The organism is Streptomyces sp. NPDC048383 (assembly GCF_040651775.1).
Classification (GTDB): Bacteria; Actinomycetota; Actinomycetes; order Streptomycetales; family Streptomycetaceae; genus Streptomyces.
Window position 1 is genome coordinate 44,669 of the sequence record NZ_JBEZKS010000053.1, and the last position, 16,516, is coordinate 61,184.

Annotated in this window: 16 protein-coding genes; 8 read left to right on the forward strand and 8 right to left on the reverse strand. The window is 73.3% G+C overall.

Annotated features, from left to right (window positions below; translation table 11 throughout):
- Window positions 1-2: 2 nt before the first annotated feature.
- A complete protein-coding gene (locus tag AB0D46_RS29615; RefSeq protein ID WP_362881952.1) occupies window positions 3-344 on the forward strand; it encodes a helix-turn-helix transcriptional regulator in 342 nt (113 codons plus the stop codon).
- On the opposite strand, the gene AB0D46_RS29620 is transcribed toward AB0D46_RS29615, so the two are convergent.
- The 4 genes from AB0D46_RS29620 to AB0D46_RS29635 all read right to left on the reverse strand — a co-directional run bounded on the left by AB0D46_RS29620 (window position 310) and on the right by AB0D46_RS29635 (window position 5,159).
- A complete protein-coding gene (locus AB0D46_RS29620; protein WP_362881953.1) occupies window positions 310-954 on the reverse strand; it encodes a hypothetical protein in 645 nt (214 codons plus the stop codon). The two genes, AB0D46_RS29615 and AB0D46_RS29620, sit on opposite strands and share 35 nt — an antisense overlap.
- Window positions 955-973: 19 nt before the next feature.
- A complete protein-coding gene (mqnC, locus tag AB0D46_RS29625) occupies window positions 974-2,173 on the reverse strand; it encodes a cyclic dehypoxanthinyl futalosine synthase (RefSeq protein ID WP_362881954.1) in 1,200 nt (399 codons plus the stop codon).
- 106 nt (window positions 2,174-2,279) lie between these two features.
- Window positions 2,280-4,067, reverse strand: a complete 1,788-nt coding sequence (locus tag AB0D46_RS29630; RefSeq protein ID WP_362881967.1) for a serine/threonine-protein kinase — start codon at window positions 4,065-4,067, stop codon at window positions 2,280-2,282.
- 228 nt (window positions 4,068-4,295) lie between these two features.
- A complete protein-coding gene (locus tag AB0D46_RS29635; RefSeq protein ID WP_362881955.1) occupies window positions 4,296-5,159 on the reverse strand; it encodes a menaquinone biosynthesis protein in 864 nt (287 codons plus the stop codon).
- Window positions 5,160-5,396: 237 nt separating this feature from the next.
- Between AB0D46_RS29635 and AB0D46_RS29640 the strand changes: the two genes are divergently transcribed.
- Window positions 5,397-5,600 carry a cold-shock protein gene (locus AB0D46_RS29640; RefSeq protein WP_015610594.1) on the forward strand — a complete coding sequence of 68 codons (204 nt, stop codon included), beginning with the start codon at window positions 5,397-5,399 and terminating at the stop codon, window positions 5,598-5,600.
- A gap of 182 nt (window positions 5,601-5,782) precedes the next feature.
- On the opposite strand, the gene AB0D46_RS29645 is transcribed toward AB0D46_RS29640, so the two are convergent.
- The gene (locus tag AB0D46_RS29645) at window positions 5,783-7,570 is read right to left on the reverse strand and encodes a lytic transglycosylase domain-containing protein (protein ID WP_362881956.1); all 1,788 of its coding nucleotides are present in this window, start codon (window positions 7,568-7,570) and stop codon (window positions 5,783-5,785) included.
- 440 nt (window positions 7,571-8,010) lie between these two features.
- Between AB0D46_RS29645 and AB0D46_RS29650 the strand changes: the two genes are divergently transcribed.
- The 3 genes from AB0D46_RS29650 (at window position 8,011) to AB0D46_RS29660 (ending at window position 12,987) form a co-directional block, all read left to right on the forward strand.
- Window positions 8,011-8,793, forward strand: coding sequence for an SDR family oxidoreductase (locus tag AB0D46_RS29650; RefSeq protein WP_362881957.1), 783 nt, complete (start codon window positions 8,011-8,013; stop codon window positions 8,791-8,793).
- 40 nt (window positions 8,794-8,833) lie between these two features.
- Complete coding sequence (locus AB0D46_RS29655) at window positions 8,834-11,425, forward strand: bifunctional FO biosynthesis protein CofGH (protein ID WP_362881958.1); 2,592 nt, start codon at window positions 8,834-8,836, stop codon at window positions 11,423-11,425.
- Window positions 11,426-11,886: 461 nt separating this feature from the next.
- On the forward strand, window positions 11,887-12,987 hold the full coding sequence (locus AB0D46_RS29660) for an ADP-ribosylglycohydrolase family protein (protein ID WP_362881968.1): 1,101 nt from the start codon (window positions 11,887-11,889) through the stop codon (window positions 12,985-12,987).
- 19 nt (window positions 12,988-13,006) lie between these two features.
- Here the strand turns inward: AB0D46_RS29660 and AB0D46_RS29665 are convergent, their stop codons facing one another.
- A complete protein-coding gene (locus AB0D46_RS29665; protein WP_362881959.1) occupies window positions 13,007-13,747 on the reverse strand; it encodes a hotdog fold domain-containing protein in 741 nt (246 codons plus the stop codon).
- Window positions 13,748-13,841: 94 nt separating this feature from the next.
- On the opposite strand from AB0D46_RS29665, the gene AB0D46_RS29670 reads away from it, so the two are divergent.
- From AB0D46_RS29670 to AB0D46_RS29680, 3 genes are all read left to right on the forward strand, one after another.
- Window positions 13,842-14,702, forward strand: coding sequence for a TIGR03619 family F420-dependent LLM class oxidoreductase (locus tag AB0D46_RS29670; RefSeq protein WP_362881960.1), 861 nt, complete (start codon window positions 13,842-13,844; stop codon window positions 14,700-14,702).
- 104 nt (window positions 14,703-14,806) lie between these two features.
- A complete protein-coding gene (locus AB0D46_RS29675) occupies window positions 14,807-15,271 on the forward strand; it encodes a hypothetical protein (protein WP_362881961.1) in 465 nt (154 codons plus the stop codon).
- A 44-nt stretch (window positions 15,272-15,315) separates the two neighbouring features.
- Complete coding sequence (locus AB0D46_RS29680; RefSeq protein ID WP_362881962.1) at window positions 15,316-15,516, forward strand: hypothetical protein; 201 nt, start codon at window positions 15,316-15,318, stop codon at window positions 15,514-15,516.
- Between the two features lie 94 nt (window positions 15,517-15,610).
- Here the strand turns inward: AB0D46_RS29680 and AB0D46_RS29685 are convergent, their stop codons facing one another.
- Window positions 15,611-15,775, reverse strand: a complete 165-nt coding sequence (locus AB0D46_RS29685) for a hypothetical protein (protein ID WP_362881963.1) — start codon at window positions 15,773-15,775, stop codon at window positions 15,611-15,613.
- 158 nt (window positions 15,776-15,933) lie between these two features.
- Window positions 15,934-16,272, reverse strand: a complete 339-nt coding sequence (locus tag AB0D46_RS29690) for a hypothetical protein (RefSeq protein WP_362881964.1) — start codon at window positions 16,270-16,272, stop codon at window positions 15,934-15,936.
- Window positions 16,273-16,516 lie beyond the last annotated feature (244 nt).

The window sequence follows — 16,516 nt, forward strand, 5'->3', positions numbered from 1 at the left end:
CCGTGCGCGTCGTCAGCTTCAGCGTCCCCGCCTGGTTCCCGTCGTACGGGGCCGGGCCGGCGCCCCGGGTGCGGCTGACGGACCAGGAGTCGACGGTGTTCCTGCTACTGGCGACCGGCGCCTCCAACGCTGAACTCGCCGCCGAACTGCGGCTGTCGGTCAGCACCGTGAAGTTCCACGTGGGCAACATACGGGTCAAGCTCGGCGGGGTCAGCCGCCTCCAGGCCTGCCTGCTGGCCGCCCTCGCCCGCGACGGGCACCGGCTCCAGGAGCCGGACGACGACACCCCGCCCGGTGACGGAATCCCGCTCAGCGACGCCGGTGCAGCAGACGCCCACCGATGACGGTGGCCACGCAGGTGCCCGCGCCGAGCGCGGGCAGCTCCGCCGGGGACGCCACCGCGAACACCGCGAACCGGGCCGGCGCGCCGACCGCGAGCACCCCGTGGAAGGCCTCCTCGGCGTTGTCCCGCCCGGCGAACGGGTCCAGCGCCGGCCGTCCCTCGTAGGGGACCGGCGGCACCACGGCGAGGCCCGAGCGGACCACCGCCGTGCGCACCGGGCCGACGGTGAACCGCCCCGCGACCGCCACCACCCCGCGCGCCAGCAGCTTCTGCGTACCGCGCCGGGCACTGTTGCCCCAGCGGGCCTCGGTCATCCCCAGGGCGTCGAGGGCGCCCGGCCCGCTGATCGGGTCCGCGCCGAGCTCGGCGATCTCGTAGGGGTCGTCCGGGTAGTACGTCCGCTCCAGCAGCTCGTCCGCGCCGCGCGCCAGCAACCCCGGCGTCAGCACGCCGGGCCAGCGGCGCACCCGGGCGTGCGGGGCGTCGGCGACGAGCTCCTCGTACGGGCCCGCGCGAACGATCCGCTCGCCGTCGACGAGGACGGCGCCGCCCTCCAGCGGCGTCGATCCCGGTCCGGCGAGGAGGAGTTCGGCGGTGTGCAGCGTCAGCATCGGGCGTCGGTCCCCGCCGTCAGTTCGAGGAGATGAGCTTCAGCTCGGGGTGCGCGGTGCCGCCCTCGATGGCGATGGAGGAGATGTGCGAGGCGACGCGGTCGTCGACCGGGTCGTTCGCCGGGTCGTCGTGCACCAGGAGGTGCTCGTACGTCGTCGCGCGCTGCGCCGGCGTGCGGCCGGCCTTGCGGATCAGGTCGATGATCTCCTGCCGGTTCGAGCGGTGCTTGGCACCGGCCGAGGAGACGACGTTCTCCTCCAGCATGATCGAACCGAGGTCGTCCGCGCCGTAGTGCAGGGACAGCTGCCCCGCCTCCTTGCCGACGGTGAGCCAGGAGCCCTGGATGTGGGCGACGTTGTCGAGGAACAGCCGCGCGATGGCGATCATGCGCAGGTACTCGAAGACGGTCGCCTGGGTACGGCCCTTGAGGTGGTTGTTCTCGGGCTGGTAGGTGTACGGGATGAACGCGCGGAAGCCGCCGGTGCGGTCCTGCGTGTCCCGGATCATCGCGATGTGCTCGATGCGTTCGGCGTTGGTCTCGCCGGTGCCCATCAACATCGTGGAGGTGGACTCCACGCCCAGCCGGTGGGCGATCTCCATGATCTCCAGCCAGCGCTCGCCGGACTCCTTGAGCGGGGCGATCGCCTTGCGGGGCCGGGCGGGCAGCAGTTCGGCGCCGGCGCCCGCGAAGGAGTCCAGGCCCGCGGCGTGGATCCGCTGGATGGCCTCCTCCGCCGAGACGCCCGAGATCCGGGCCATGTGCTCGACCTCGGACGCGCCGAGGGAGTGGATGACCAGCTGCGGGAATTCCTTCTTGATGGCCCCGAAGTGGTGCTCGTAGTACTCGACGCCGTAGTCCGGGTGGTGCCCGCCCTGGAACATGATCTGGGTGCCGCCGAGCTCCACGGTCTCCGCGCAACGGCGCAGGATGTCGTCGAGGTCCCGGGACCAGCCCTTCTTCTTGTCCTTCGGCGCCGCGTAGAAGGCACAGAACTTGCACGCCGTGACGCACACGTTGGTGTAGTTGATGTTGCGCTCGATGATGTACGTCGCGATGTGCTCCGTACCGGCGTAGCGCAGCCGGCGCGCGGCGTCGGCGGCCTGGCCGAGCGCGTGCAGCGGGGCGTGCCGGTAGAGGTCGAGGGCCTCTTCCCGGGTGATCCGGCCCCCTGCGGCGGCACGGTCGAGGACAGACTGGAGAACGGCCTGGTCGGTCACCGGTGCGTCACCTTTCGGCGGTGTGTCAAGGGTCCGGACCGATCCAGCGTACGCCAGGGCCGCCGCGCGCCTTCCAGGGGCCGGGCGGGGTTCACCCCCCGGCCGGTCAGGGGCTGCGCGTGAGGTCGCCCTCCGGGTTGCCGGCGGGCCGGTCGCCCGACGCGTAGTGCAGCGTCCCGTTCGCGTTGAGGGTGAAGCGTTCGTCGGCCGAGCCGTTGGAGCAGATGCCGGGGGCCGGGTTCGGGCCGCCCGAGGTGTCCAGGACGAGCGAGCGGTCGGTCGCCGACTTCAGCTTCCAGTCGCCGCTGCAATCGGTGCCGAGGAGGTCGATGACCGACTTGTCCCGGGCGACGACCTCGCCCACCTTGCCGCCCTCGATGGTGATCTCGAACGCGCTCGGCACGCCCATGCGGGCGGTCGTGACCGTCCCCTTCCAGGTCCCGGTCAGCTCCTTCGGGACGTCGCCCCGCGTCCCCTTCGGCGCGGCCGAGCCACCCCCGGACGGGTCGGGCGAAGGGGCGCCGGCCGGTGGTGACGCCGCCGGGTCGGTGTCCGCCGGCGCGGACTCCGAGGGGTGCGGACCGCTGCTCGCGGCGTCCCGGCCCGCACCGCCGCCGGGGAACAACCCCATCCCGTACAGCCCGCCGGACACCGCCGCCAGGACGGCCGCCGCCGCGAGGACGACGGTGCAGCTGAAGCGCCGCCCGGCCGCGGTCACCGTGACCCGGCGCCCGTCCGGAGCCGGCCGCGGACCCGCCGCAGCGCCGCCGGTCCCGCCGCCGCCCGCCTCCGACGGGGCCGGGTGCGGCCCGCCGCCCGCGCCGAAGGACCCGTACGGGCCCGCCTGCGCGGAGTACGGGGAACCGGCCGCGCCCCCGGGGCCGGGGAGCCCGCCCCCGTACGAGGGGTCCGGCGCTCCGAAGCCGGCGGCCGGCCCGGAGGAGGCCGACGTCCACGGCACCGGCCCCGAAACGGCCTCCGGCCCGACTCCGCCGCCGCCCGCCGGGTCGGCGTCCAGGTCCAGCAGGGCGACGGCCGCCCGGCTCGCCTCCTCCACCAACGGCGCCGGCAACCACCCCGGGGCGCCCGACGCGCCGCCCAGGGCCACCACCAACTCCTCCGGGGCCGGCCGCTCGGACGCCGTCTTGGCCAGGCAGGACTCGATCAGCGCGCGCAGCCCACCGGCCGGGACGCCGTCGAGCTCCGGCGGCTCGTGCACCACCTTGTAGAGGAGCGTCGCCGAGTTGTCGCCACTGAAGGGCGGCCGGCCGGTCGCCGCGAAGGCCAGGACCGCGCCCAGCGAGAACACGTCCGCCGCGGCCGTGACGCCCTTGCCGAGGATCTGTTCCGGCGACATGTAGCCCGGCGAACCGACGGACACCCCGGTGGAGGTCAGCGAGGCCGTGCCGTCGGTGGCCCGCGCGATGCCGAAGTCGATCAGCCGGGGCCCGTCCAGGGTCAGCATCACGTTCGACGGCTTCACGTCCCGGTGGACGAGGCCCAGCGCGTGCACCGCGACCAGGGCCCGCGCCAACCCCGCGCCGACCGCCCGCACCGCCGGCCCGGGCAGCGGCCCGTGCCCCGCGACGGCCCGGTCCAGGGAGGGACCCGCCACGTACCCCGTCGCCACCCACGGCACCGCCGCGTCGGGGTCGGCGTCCAGCACCGGCGCCGTCCACTCCCCGCCGACCCGGCGCGCGGCCTCCACCTCGCGGCGGAACCGGGCCCGGAACTCCTCGTCCGAGGCGAAGTGCGGGTGCACGATCTTCACCGCCACGGTCCGGCCGCCCGCGCTGCGCCCCAGGTAGACGCGGCCCATGCCGCCCGCACCGAGCCGGCCGAGCAGCCGGTACGCCCCGATCGTCCGCGGTTCACCGGCTTCGAGCGGCTGCATCGCTTCCCCGTCCCCCGCATTGTGTGAGGTCACCCGACCACCCCAGCACCATAGGGCTTCGGCCCCGCCCGCGGTGGGCCGCCGACGGGCCCGCTTCCGAACCCCCGTCATATGCACGCATTCCGCTGCGCCCGCCCGTTTGCGGTACACGAGGGCGAATGGGGAACGAATTCCCGGGAAACCGCGCATTCACTTTTCGGAAGCGGAACGGCCGCGGGGATAACCCGCTCAGTGTTTCGGAGCGGCCACGTTCAGGAGCTCCACGGCGACGTCCGAGGAGTACCCGGTCGTGGGGCCCGTACGGCGCGCGAATTCACGGACGCCGGCCAGTTGTTCCGGGCCGAAACGGAAGTCGAGCGTGGTGAAGTAGCGCTCCAGCAGCTCGGCGTCGAAGGCCTCCCAGCGGGCGGCCTGCTTGGCGACCTTCGCCACCTCCGCCAGGGAGACGTCCCGGGAGGCGAGGAAGGCCTCGTGGACCTTGGCGACGACCTCCGGCTCGCGGGCCAGGTAGTCCTTGCGGGCGGCCCAGACGGCGAAGACGAACGGCAGTCCGGTCCAGTCCTTCCACATCTGCCCGAGGTCGTGGACGGCCAGCCCGAGCCGGGGCGCGTCGTGCAGCGAGGCGCGCAGCGCGGCGTCCCCGATCAGTACGGCCGCGTCGGCCTCCTGCATCATCACGCCCAGGTCAGGGGGGCAGGAGTAGTAGTCGGGCCGGACGCCGTACTGCTCGGCGAGGAGCAGTTGGGCCAGCCGTACGGAGGTCCGGGAGGTCGATCCGAGGGCGACCCGGGCGCCGTCGAGCCGCTCCAGCGGGACCTGCGAAACGATCACGCAGGACATGACGGGGCCGTCGCAGCCGACCGCGAGGTCGGGGAAGGCGACGAGCTGGTCCGCGTTGCGGAGGTACTCGACGAGGGTGATGGGAGCGATGTCGAGCTCACCCCGGACGAGGCGCTCGCTGAGTTTCTCGGGGGTGTCCTTGGTCAGCTCCAGGTCCAGCAGCGTGCCGGTTCGGGCCAGTCCCCAGTAGAGGGGCAGGCAGTTCAGGAACTGGATGTGGCCGACGCGGGGCCGGCTGCGGTAGACGTCCACATCGCGAGACTAGCCCCCGGGTTCCCGTCAGCGATCGCGCGGGTCTCAAACGTCCGAGTGACGTGATCTTTCCCTCTGGTCTCCGCCGCAGGGTGCATGCTAGGCTCGTCGCAAGTTGCAGTTTGGTTTCCCTTGCAGTACGAAGCCTGCGGAGAATGTGACCCGCAGGCTTTTGTAGTTTTCAGACTTCTTAGCAGGTTCTGGAGCAGGGCGACCCTTTGGCCCATAGGAGGGCTCATGGCTACCGGAACCGTGAAGTGGTTCAACGCTGAAAAGGGCTTCGGCTTCATCGCCCAGGACGGCGGCGGCCCGGATGTCTTCGTCCACTACTCCGCGATCAACGCCTCTGGCTTCCGCTCCCTGGAGGAGAACCAGCAGGTGACCTTCGACGTCACGCAGGGTCCGAAGGGCCCGCAGGCGGAGAACGTTATCCCGGCCTAGTCGCCTGGCCGACCGGATCGCGGTTGGATTAAGCAGTACCCAAGGAGCCCTGCCTCCTCCGTGCGAGCGGAGGAGACAGGGCTCCTGCCTTGTGCCCGGCGGGGCGGGACGCGAAAGCCGCCGGCCGGTCACCTTGGGAACGGTGACCGGCCGGCGGTTCTGTGCGTTCGGACGCGCCCGGATCAGGCCTCGGGGGCCTTGGGGGCCTTGCCGGAGGTGACCGGGGCGGGAGCGGTACCCGTCGCCGGGGTCTCCGGCTTGGTCTCCGGCTTGGTTTCCGGCGTGGTCTCCGCCTTCGCGACGATCGTGATCTCCACGATCAGGAACGTCTTCTCGGGCGTGATCAGGCGCAGGTGGTAGGTGCCCGGGGCCACGTCCGTGGTGAGGAGTTCCGGCAGCGCGACCTTGCCGTCGGCGTCCGCCTCGGGCAGGTCCAGGGTGAACAGCTTCTTGTCCGCCCCGCCCGCGAAGTACGGCCCCTTCGCCGTCTTCGGGTCGACCGGCACCCAGACGCCCGCTTCCTTCACGACCAGGCCCGCGGTGAGCTGCGTACCGGCGACGGGCTCGTCCCCGGCGGCGGCCAGGAACTTCAGGCCCTTGACCGCCGTGCCGGTCTCGACCCGTACCGGGGCCGCGCCGTCGACGCGGGTCAGCACGAGGGGCTTGGCGGTGACCTTGCCGTCCAGGGCCAGGGTGAGCTGGGTCTTGGCGTCGTAGGCCGTCACGCGCAGGGTGAAGGTGCCCGTCTTCGGGCCCGCCGTCAGCTTCGGGGCGGTGGCGATGCCCTGGTCGTCCGTACGGACCACCACGCTGGACTGGTTCAGCGGGGAGAAGCGGGTGCCGCCGGTGGTGTCCGCCTCCACGGCGATGACGACGGCCTGGCCCACGGCCGGCTTGCCGTCGCCGAGCAGCGCCTTGAAGCGGGTGCCCTCACCGAAGACGCTTCCCGTCTCGGCCTCCAGCTTCGCCCCGCCCGCCTGCTCCAGCTTGGCGAGCGTGGCCGGCGCCGGGGTCGGCTTCGTCGGCTCGGTGGGCTTCGTCGGCGTGGTGGGGGTGGTCGGCGTGGTGGGGGTGGTGGGCTTCGTCGGGGTCGTGGGCACGGTCGGCGTCGTCGGACCGGTGGGGGTCGTCGGCGTCGTCGGGAACGTGGGCCGCGGGGTGGGCAGCGTGCCCGTCACCGGCAGGGTCGGGAAGTTGCCGACGGGCGGGTTCGGAACCCCGGCGGCGCCGTTCTGGTACTGCCGCATGTAGCCGAGGACGTTGTTCACGTACTCACGGGAGTTGTTGTAGCTGAGGATCGCCTTGTCGAGCTTGGCCGGGTCCGAGAGGTCCCGGTCGCCCGCGCACAGGTAGAGGCCCGCGCCCAGCGCCGCGTCGTAGATGTTGTTCGCGTCGCGCTTGCCGTCCGCGTTCCCGTCGGCCTTCCAGTCCTTCCAGGTGGACGGGATGAACTGCATCGGGCCGAAGGCGCGGTCGTACTCGGTGTCCGCGTCCCACTCGCCCTTGTCGGTGTCGCTGATCGACGCGTAGCCGTTGCCGTCGAGGCGCGGGCCGCGGATCGGCTTCTCCGTGGAGCCGTCGGACTTGAGCCCGTAGCCGGAGGCGTGCACGGACTCGATGCGGCCGATGCCGGCGAGCAGTTCCCACGGCAGCTTGCAGTTGGGCAGGGCGGCGCCGACCGACACCGCGGCGCGCTGGTAGGCGTCGAGGGCGGTCGCCGGTATGCCGCCGGCTCCGGCGGGAGCGTCGGCCCCGGGCGGCGGCGTCGGGTCGGCGAGGGCGGGCGGCAGGTCGAGCCGCGCGTCGCCACGATCGGTGGCCTGCGGGCTGTCCGGCGTCGGTTCGGACTCCCCGGCGCCCGCTGTCGCCGGGTTGGTGACGACCGCGGCGGTGGTCAGGCTGGCCGCGAGGGCGGCCGTGCACAGGACCTTGCGCGAGGTGTTGACTACATGACGGTGAAGCGGCTTCACAGTGCGGCGATCCCCCCAAGACGGCCGGCTTTCGCTAGCGGCCGGTCGAGCCGTGATTCTTCTGTCTATCAGGTATTCCGACGCGACTCGCCGTCACTCCGGTAGATATGACGCACCATTCGTCTCACCTTCACCGTCCTGTGACCCCTGACGTCCAGGGCGGGCCGCCCGGGGCCTGCCGACCGGCCCGATGAGGCGCACCCGTCCTGCCGGTAACGCCCCAATGGCCCGTTGCGGTACGGCTGGAGGTCCTTTGACCGTCTTGCCGCCCCACGCGCCGACCGATACGGACCCGCGCCCCGGCCCGCCGGCGTCCCCGCGGGCGTGCCCGGCGGCATCCCCGTCGGTGTCCCCGTAGGCGCCCCCGGGGCGCGCCTTCCCATCCGCGCCCCCGCGACCTACCCTGACGACCCGTCAGATCGAGCCGTCAGGGAGCGCGCATGCTGTTGCGAGGGAAGACCGTCATCGTCTCCGGCGTCGGGGCCGGGCTCGGCCACCAAGTGGCCGCGGCCGTCGTGCGCGACGGCGGGAACGCCGTGCTCGGCGCGCGGACCGGGGCGAACCTGGCGAAGGCGGCCGCCGAGATCGACCCCGACGGTCGGCACACCGCCCTGCTGCCCACCGACATCACCGACGAGGCCCAGTGCGAGGCGCTCGTCGCGCTGGCCCGGGAGCGCTTCGGCGGCGTGGACGCCGTGGTGCACGTCGCCGCCTGGGACTCGTACTTCGGGGGCCTGGCGGACGCCGACTTCGGGACCTGGCAGCAGATCCTCGACGTGAACCTCCTCGGCACCCTGCGGATGACCCGGGCCTGCCTGCCCGCGCTGAAGGAGCGGGGCGGCTCCGTCGTCATCATCGGCACCCAGTCCGCCGTCGCCGCCCCCAACGAGGTGCAGCAGGCCGCCTACGCCGCGTCCAAGGGCGCGCTGACCTCCGCGATGTACTCGATGGCCCGCGAGCTCGGCCCGCACCGGATCCGGGTCAACACCGTGCTGCCGGGCTGGATGTGGGGGCCGCCCGTCCAGGCGTTCGTCACCTTCACCGCCCACACCGAGGGGGTTCCCGAGGCCGAGGTGCACGCCCGCCTCACCGAGCGGATGGCGCTGCCCGACCTGGCCACCGACGGGGACGTCGCCGACGCCGCCGCGTTCCTCGCTTCCGACCGTGCGCGGGCGATAACCGGCCAGTCGCTGCTGGTCAACGCCGGTGAACTGATGCGATGACGCCCTTCGTGCATGTACCACCGGATCGTATGCTCGCCCCATGACCACTCCGAGTGACGCTCCGACCGACAACGCGATGCGGCGCGCGCTGCGGCGGGCCCGCGACGGCGTCGCGCTGGACGCGACCGAGGCAGCCGTACTCCTGCGGGCGCGCGGCGGGGCCCTCGAGGACCTCGCCGGCTCCGCGGCCCGGGTCCGGGACGCCGGTCTCGCGGCCGCCGGCCGGCCCGGCGTCATCACGTACTCGCGCAAGGTCTTCATCCCCCTGACCCGCCTGTGCCGCGACAAGTGCCACTACTGCACCTTCGTCACCGTCCCCGGCAAGCTCCGCCGCGCCGGCCACGGCATGTACCTGTCGCCCGACGAGGTCCTCGACATCGCCCGCCAAGGCGCGGCGATGGGCTGCAAGGAAGCCCTCTTCACGCTCGGCGACCGCCCCGAGGACCGCTGGCCCGAAGCCCGTGAGTGGCTCGACGCGCACGGCTACGACGACACCCTCGCCTACGTCCGCGCCATGGCGATCCGGGTCCTGGAGGAGACGGGGCTGCTCCCCCACCTCAACCCCGGCGTCATGACCTGGTCCGAACTCCAGCGCCTCAAGCCCGTCGCCCCGTCGATGGGCATGATGCTGGAGACCACCGCCGGTCGGCTGTGGTCCGAGCCCGGCGGCCCGCACCACGGTTCCCCCGACAAGGACCCGGCCGTGCGGCTGCGGGTGCTGGAGGACGCGGGCCGCTCCAACGTCCCCTTCACCACCGGCGTCCTGATCGGCATCGGGGAGACGTACGAGGAGCGTGCCGAGGCCTTCTTCGAGCTGCGCCGGATCCAGCGCAGCTACCAGGGCATCCAGGAGGTCATCGTCCAGAACTTCCGCGCCAAGCCGGACACCGCCATGCGCGGCATGCCCGACGCGGAGCTGGAGGAGCTGGCCGCCGCCATCGCCGTCGCCCGACACATCCTGGGCCCCGGCGCCCGCATCCAGGCCCCGCCGAACCTGGTGGACGCCGAGTACGCGCTGCTCATCGGCGCGGGCATCGACGACTGGGGCGGGGTGTCCCCCCTGACCCCCGACCACGTCAACCCCGAGCGGCCCTGGCCGCACATCGAGGAGCTGGCCGCCCGGACGGCCGCCGCCGGCTTCGAGCTCCGCGAACGCCTGACCATCTACCCGGAGTTCCTGCGCCGCGGCGAGCCCTGGCTGGACCCCCGGCTGCTGCCGCACGTCCGCGCCCTGGCCGATCCGGACACGGGCATGGCGAACGCGTCCGCGAAGGTCGAGGGGCGTCCCTGGCAGGAGCCCGACGAGGGCTTCGCCGCGTACGGGCGCACCGACCTGCACACCGCCATCGACACCGAGGGCCGCACCGGCGACCGCCGCGAGGACTTCGACCACGTCTACGGCGACTGGGACGCGCTGCGCGAGGCCGCCGCCCCCGGCATGGTGCCCGAGCGCATCGACACCGACGTACGGGCCGCGCTGGCGCGGGCCGCCGACGACCCGACCGCGCTGACCGACGCGCAGGCGCTGGCCCTGCTGCACGCGGACGGCCCGGCCCTGGACGCCCTGTGCCGGGTCGCGGACGACCTGCGCAAGTCGGTGGTGGGCGAGGAGGTCACGTACGTCGTCACCCGGAACATCAACTTCACCAACGTCTGTTACACCGGCTGCCGTTTCTGCGCCTTCGCGCAGCGCCGCACGGACGCCGACGCCTACACCCTGTCGCTGGACCAGGTCGCCGACCGCGCCGCCCAGGCGTGGGACGTGGGCGCGGTCGAGGTGTGCATGCAGGGCGGCATCCACCCCGACCTGCCCGGCACCGCCTACTTCGACATCGCGCGCGCGGTGAAGGAACGCGTCCCCGGCATGCACGTGCACGCCTTCTCCCCGATGGAGGTGGAGAACGGCGCCACCCGCACCGGCATGTCCGTACGGGACTGGCTGACGGCCGCCAAGGAGGCCGGGCTGGACTCCATCCCGGGTACGGCGGCGGAGATCCTGGACGACGAGGTCCGCTGGGTCCTCACCAAGGGCAAGCTGCCGACGGCCGACTGGATCGACGTCATCTCCACGGCGCACGAGCTGGGCATCCGCTCCTCCTCCACGATGATGTACGGCCACGTCGACCAGCCCCGGCACTGGCTCGGCCACTTCCGGACGCTGGTGCGGATCCAGCGGGCGGCCCTGTCCAAGGGGGTGGAGGGCTTCACCGAGTTCGTGACGCTGCCCTTCATCCACACCAACGCGCCCGTCTACCTGGCGGGCATCGCCCGGCCCGGCCCGACCGTCCGCGACAACCGTGCGGTCACGGCGATGGCCCGGCTGTTGCTCCACCCGCACATCACCAACATCCAGACGAGTTGGGTGAAGCTGGGCGCGGACGGCGCGGCCGAGATGCTCCGCTCCGGCGCCAACGACCTGGGCGGGACGCTGATGGAGGAGACCATCTCCCGCATGGCCGGATCCGGTTACGGCTCGTACAAGTCGGTCCGGGACCTGATCGCGGTCGCGGAGGCGGCGGGCCGGCCGGCGAGGGCCCGTACGACCCTCTACGGGGAGGTGCCGCAGGAGCGGCAGGACGCGGCCCGCGCCTCGGACGGCCACCTGCCGGAGCTGCTGCCGGTGCTGGACTGACGGCGCGCGGGAACGACCGGCCCGCGCGGATGGACGCGGGAAGGAGCCCGGCCGTGGGTGGCCGGCCGGGCTGGAGTCGATACCGAGGCCGTCCTTCAGGTAGCGGTCGAAGCTGCCGTACTTCGCCTTGACCTCGCGGCTGGAACCGTTCGCATTCCGGCCGTTCTGCGGTCACTTAAGGGCGAGGTGACGGACTACTTCCGGAATCGACCGAACCTGTCCACTACAGTCACGCCAAAGCCTGGGGGGAAACACAAATGGACACTGCCATGTCGAGAACTGGGGCATCGGCGCCTGCGGGGGCGGCGCCGGAACCCGCGACGATCGACGACGACGGCGCGAGCGGCGCACCGGCCGTACCGCGCGCGCGGGAGGCCTCCGACGCGTCGGCCCCGCCGGCGGGGGTCCCGCCGGTCGCCGCGGGCCCGGGCCCCGCCACGTCCGCCGCGGTGGCCACCGCCCTGTGGGGCCGCACCGAACAGCAGGACTTCCGCAGTCGGGTCCGCGGCACCCTCCTCGGTACCGCCATCGGCGACGCCCTCGGCGCACCCGTCGCCGGCCTCTCCCTCAACGGCATCCGCGAGACCCACGGCCTGGCCGGCCTGACCGAACCCGCCCCCGCCCACGGCCGCCGCGGCACCGTCACCGCCTCCACGCAGCTCACCCTGTTCACCGTCGACGGCCTGATCCGGGCCCACGTACGCCGTGACACCGGTGGCTGGCACCCGCCGACCGACGTCCACCGCGCGTACCTGCGCTGGGCAGCCACCCAGCACGACTGGGGCCCGGACGAACGCCGCGAGGACAACGGCTGGCTCGCCGGCGAGGAATGGCTCTACGCCCGCCGCGGCCCCGACCGCGCCTGCCTCACCGGCTTCGCCGACGACGTCCTCGGCACCCTGGAACAGCCGAAGAACCCCACCGCCCGCGACGCCGCCGCCACCGTCCGCTCGGCCCCCTTCGGCCTGCTCGTCGGCTGGGAACCCGCCCTCGTCCTGCAACTCGCCGTCGAGTGCGCCACCCAGAGCCACGGCCACCCCACCGCGTACCTCTCCGCCGGCGCCCTCGCCGTCATCGTCCACGGCCTGACCCGCGGCGAAACCCTCGACGCCGCCGTCCAGCGCGCCCTCGGCCTGCTCGGCACCCGCCCCGGCCACCAGCCGGTGACCGACGCCCTGCAACGGGCCGTCGCCGCCGTCACCCTCCAGCCCCCGAGCCCCAAGGCCGTCGAATCGCTCTCCCCGGGCGACGGCCGCGACGCCGAGGACGCCCTCGCCGTCGCCGTGTACTGCGCCCTCGTCGCCGAGGACGTCCCGCACGGGCTGCGCCTGGCCGTCAACCACGGCGGCGACTCCACCGCCACCGGCGCCCTGTGCGGAGCGCTGCTCGGTGCCCTCCACGGCGAAACGGCCCTGCCGCCCGCCTGGCTCACGGACCTGGAGGGCCGCGCCACGATCCTGGAACTCGCCGACGACTTCGCCCTCGAAATGACCCAGGGGCCCGCCCTCCACGGCCCCTCCGCCTCCGCCCCCGGCTGGCTGGCCCGCTACCCGCGCGCCTGAGGGGCCGCCCCCCGGCCCGCTACGCCGTCCGCGGGCGGATCCACAACGCCCGTGCGTACGCGCACGGTTCGCCGTCCGGGGTGGCCAACGCGGTGCCCACCTCGCACTTGCGGCCGTCCACGCCGAGCAGCCAGGCGTACGAGATCAGCCCCTCCCCCGCCACCGGCACCGGCCGCAGCAGCCGCGCCGTCAGCGAGGCCGTGACGGCGCCGCCGGGGCCGGCCGCGAGCAGCCGCCCGGCCGCGTTGCCCGGGCAGTCCAGCGCGCCCCACACCAGCTCGGCCGGCAACACCCCGTCCGCCGTCGCGAGTTCGGGTCCCGGCGTCCACGCCGCGGCCACCAGGTCCCGTCCGGGCACCCGCCCGCAGTGCAGCCGCAGCCCCGTCGCCGAGGTCCGGCCGAGTCCGCAGCCGAAGCAGTCGACCTGCTCGTCCGGCGGATCCGCCCGATAGGCGTCGGCGGCCTTCACGGCCTCCGCCCAGGAGGGCGCCGCGGGCAGCTCCCCGACCGGCGCCGCGACCGGCGCGGCGGCGGCGAGCAGCACCCCGTCCCCGTCGAGCAGGGACACCCCGTCGGGACCCGGCTCGGGCCGCACGGGCGTCCCCGTCGGAACGGGCCGCCGGAAGTCCACCCGTACCGCCTCCCCCTCGGCCGGGGCCGCCATCCGCGCGGCCAGCAGCCCCGCCACCCAGCCGCCGAAGGCCACCCCCGGGTAGCCGTGCAACGCCTCCGGCACCGTGATCGTCTCCGTGCCCCTCACGCCATCCACCTCTCCACGCCCGTCGTGTGACCCTGCCGGCCTCGCCCGCGAGGCCTTACCGTGTCCCTCCCACGTCTCGGAGGTGCACGCGCCCATGCGGATCGCCACGACCATCTTCCTCACCGACCTGACCATCTCCCCCACCCGCCTGGCCCGTTCGCTCGAAGAGCGCGGCTTCTCCGGCCTGTACCTCCCCGAGCACACCCACATCCCCGTCAGCCGCGCCACGCCCGCCCCGATGGGCGGCGACCTGCCCGAGCAGTACGGACGCACCCTCGACCCGTTCGTCGCCCTCGGCCAGGCCGCGGCCGTCACCGAGCGGCTGCACCTGGGCACCGGCATCACCCTCGTCGCCCAACACGATCCGATCGGCCTCGCCAAGCAGGTGGCCACCCTCGACCACCTCAGCGGCGGCCGCGTCACCCTGGGCATCGGCTACGGCTGGAACGTCGAGGAGGCCGCCGACCACGGGGTCGACTGGCCCACCCGCCGCGAACGCGTCCGCGACCACATGGCCCTGATGCGCGCCCTGTGGGCCCCGCGACCGACCGCCCACGAGGGCCCGTACGGCTCCGTCCAGGCGAGTGCCGCCCACCCCAAGCCGCTCCGGGCCCCGCGCGAACTCGCCGCCGGGCAGCCCCTGTACGGGCCGCGGACGCTGATCGGCGGGTCGGCGGGCCCGAAGCTGTTCTCGGCGATCGTCGACCATGCCGACGGCTGGCTCCCCATCGGCGGCCGCGGCCTGACCGAGTCCCTGCCGGTCCTGCGGCAGGCCTGGGAGGCGGCGGGCCGCGACCCCAAGACCCTCCAGGTGGTCCCGTACGCGGTCCAGCCGAACCCCGGCAAACTGGCCCACTACGCCGAGCTGGGCATCGAGGAGGTCGTCCTCCAACTCCCCTCGGCACGCGAGGCGGAGATCCTCCGGACCCTGGACGAGTTCGCCCAGTACCTGTGACACGCCGCCCCCGGCGAGGTGCCGACCGTCCCCCGAACGGCTGATAGTTTGGCGCGTTCCGCCGATCGACTCCGTTCAACTCGCCTCATCTGGGGGACTTACCCGTGCTCGACCACCTGCGCCTCTCCGTCGCCGCCACCACCGCCGCCGTGACCGTCCTGACCCTGACCGGCTGCGGCAGCGAGGACTCCCCGGCCGCCGACAAGCCCTCCGCCGGCGTTTCCTCGACCCCGGCGCCCGGCACCCCGGCGCCGGGCGGCGACGCCAAGGGCGGCAGCCTGGAGGGCGGCTGGATCGCCATGTCCAACCCGGGCAAGGGCGTCATCCTGACCGTCAAGGGCCAGATCGCGTTCGTCGTCGAGGCCGCCACCGGCCTGACCTGCGAGGGCACCACCAACGGCAAGACCATCGACCTGAAGTGCCCGGCCGGCGCACAGCGCTCGAAGGGCAAGGTCGACTCCGTGGACGCCACCACCCTGAAGGTCACCTGGGAGGGCGCGGCCGGCACCGACACCTTCCAGAAGAGCGAGCCGGGCAAGCTCCCGTCCCTCCCCGCCCTCCCGAAGTAGCCACGGGGGGCGTGGCGGGAACGGGCCCGCCGGCGGGTCGAGGCGTGCAGCGCCGCGCACATGACGGGCCGCTGGAACACGTCTTCTCGACGGAGGATCGCCGGGAACTGCGCGCCCACTTGGACGAACTCACCCGGACCGGCACCGTCCGCGCCGAGGACGTCCGCGTAGACGTCCTGTGCGGCCGCCCGGCCCGCACGACGCACCACCAGGTCAGCGGCCGGATCCCGGAACCCGAGGCATAGCGGCGCGCCCGTGCCCGATCACGCGAACGGCGGGGGGCCGGCCCTGTTCAGGGCCGGCCCCCCGCCGTTCGAAGTGGGGTGATCCCGCCGGACGTCAGCTGCCGCTGCGATGGAACCCACGACGCGGCGCCGGCACGGTGTTCAACCGACGCGCACCCGCATTACGGGGCAACGGATTGCGCTTCACGGGCGCGGCAGGAGCCGCCGCCAGGAGCGCGATGAGAGCAACGACCGCGAGGAGGATGAGCGCGGTAGCCATGGTCATCTCCTTCTCTTTCGCCGGGTACTGAATGCACGTCACTACCAAGTGTTACCGGATCGGGACACCTTAAACACGAGCGGTAGTCGAGGAGTGTCGCACCGGACGTCGCGTGACCATCAAATGCCGCACTGTGATCGGTTGTTGTGCAGGTCGGATCAGGGAGGCGGCACCGGACCGGGCGGCGACACACCGAAGGCCGGACGCCAAAAGCGCCCGCCGGGCAGAGCCTGACGGGCGCCGAGGAAGTAGTCGACGTCGCGCTCGAACCGGACCCCCGGCACGACACGCCGCACGTGCGCCCATATGCCGGGCGCCACACGGTACTCACCCGCGACCATCCACGGATCGTCACCCAGCACGAAGAGGTGCCGAATCGCCAGGAACTGCCCCCGCGCAAGGCAAACGGACTCGACCAGCTCCTCGTCCGCACCACCGAAGCCGGTCAGATCCCAGGCCAGGTTGTACCCGTCGGCGAATGGATAGTCGCTGCTCACCGCCTCAAGCTAGGCGCCCCCACAACCGCCCCGCACCTGCTTTTCGGAGGGTGGGGGGTGGGTGGGCGTTGCTGGGCGGGGGTGGTCCGCCGGGCGGGGGTGGGGGCGTGCGGGGTGCCCATGGTCCGGATCAGAGCTGGTTTGGGGGGTTCCCGCCGGTCTCATCGTCTCTTCGTGGCGGGCCGGTCCCTCAAGGGCGCTCCTCCTTCGTCGTCGCGTCGCTTCGCGATGGCCTTCGGCCACC

Excerpts from the sequence above, each read along its gene's own strand:
- AB0D46_RS29650 (WP_362881957.1), top strand. The coding sequence starts at position 8,011 with ATGCTGTTGCGAGGGAAGACCGTCATCGTCTCCGGCGTCGGGGCCGGG.
- AB0D46_RS29670 (WP_362881960.1), top strand. The coding sequence starts at position 13,842 with ATGCGGATCGCCACGACCATCTTCCTCACCGACCTGACCATCTCCCCC.
- AB0D46_RS29655 (WP_362881958.1), top strand. The coding sequence starts at position 8,834 with ATGACCACTCCGAGTGACGCTCCGACCGACAACGCGATGCGGCGCGCG.
- AB0D46_RS29620 (WP_362881953.1), bottom strand. The coding sequence starts at position 954 with ATGCTGACGCTGCACACCGCCGAACTCCTCCTCGCCGGACCGGGATCG.
- AB0D46_RS29630 (WP_362881967.1), bottom strand. The coding sequence starts at position 4,067 with ATGCAGCCGCTCGAAGCCGGTGAACCGCGGACGATCGGGGCGTACCGG.
- AB0D46_RS29640 (WP_015610594.1), top strand. The coding sequence starts at position 5,397 with ATGGCTACCGGAACCGTGAAGTGGTTCAACGCTGAAAAGGGCTTCGGC.
- AB0D46_RS29685 (WP_362881963.1), bottom strand. The coding sequence starts at position 15,775 with ATGGCTACCGCGCTCATCCTCCTCGCGGTCGTTGCTCTCATCGCGCTC.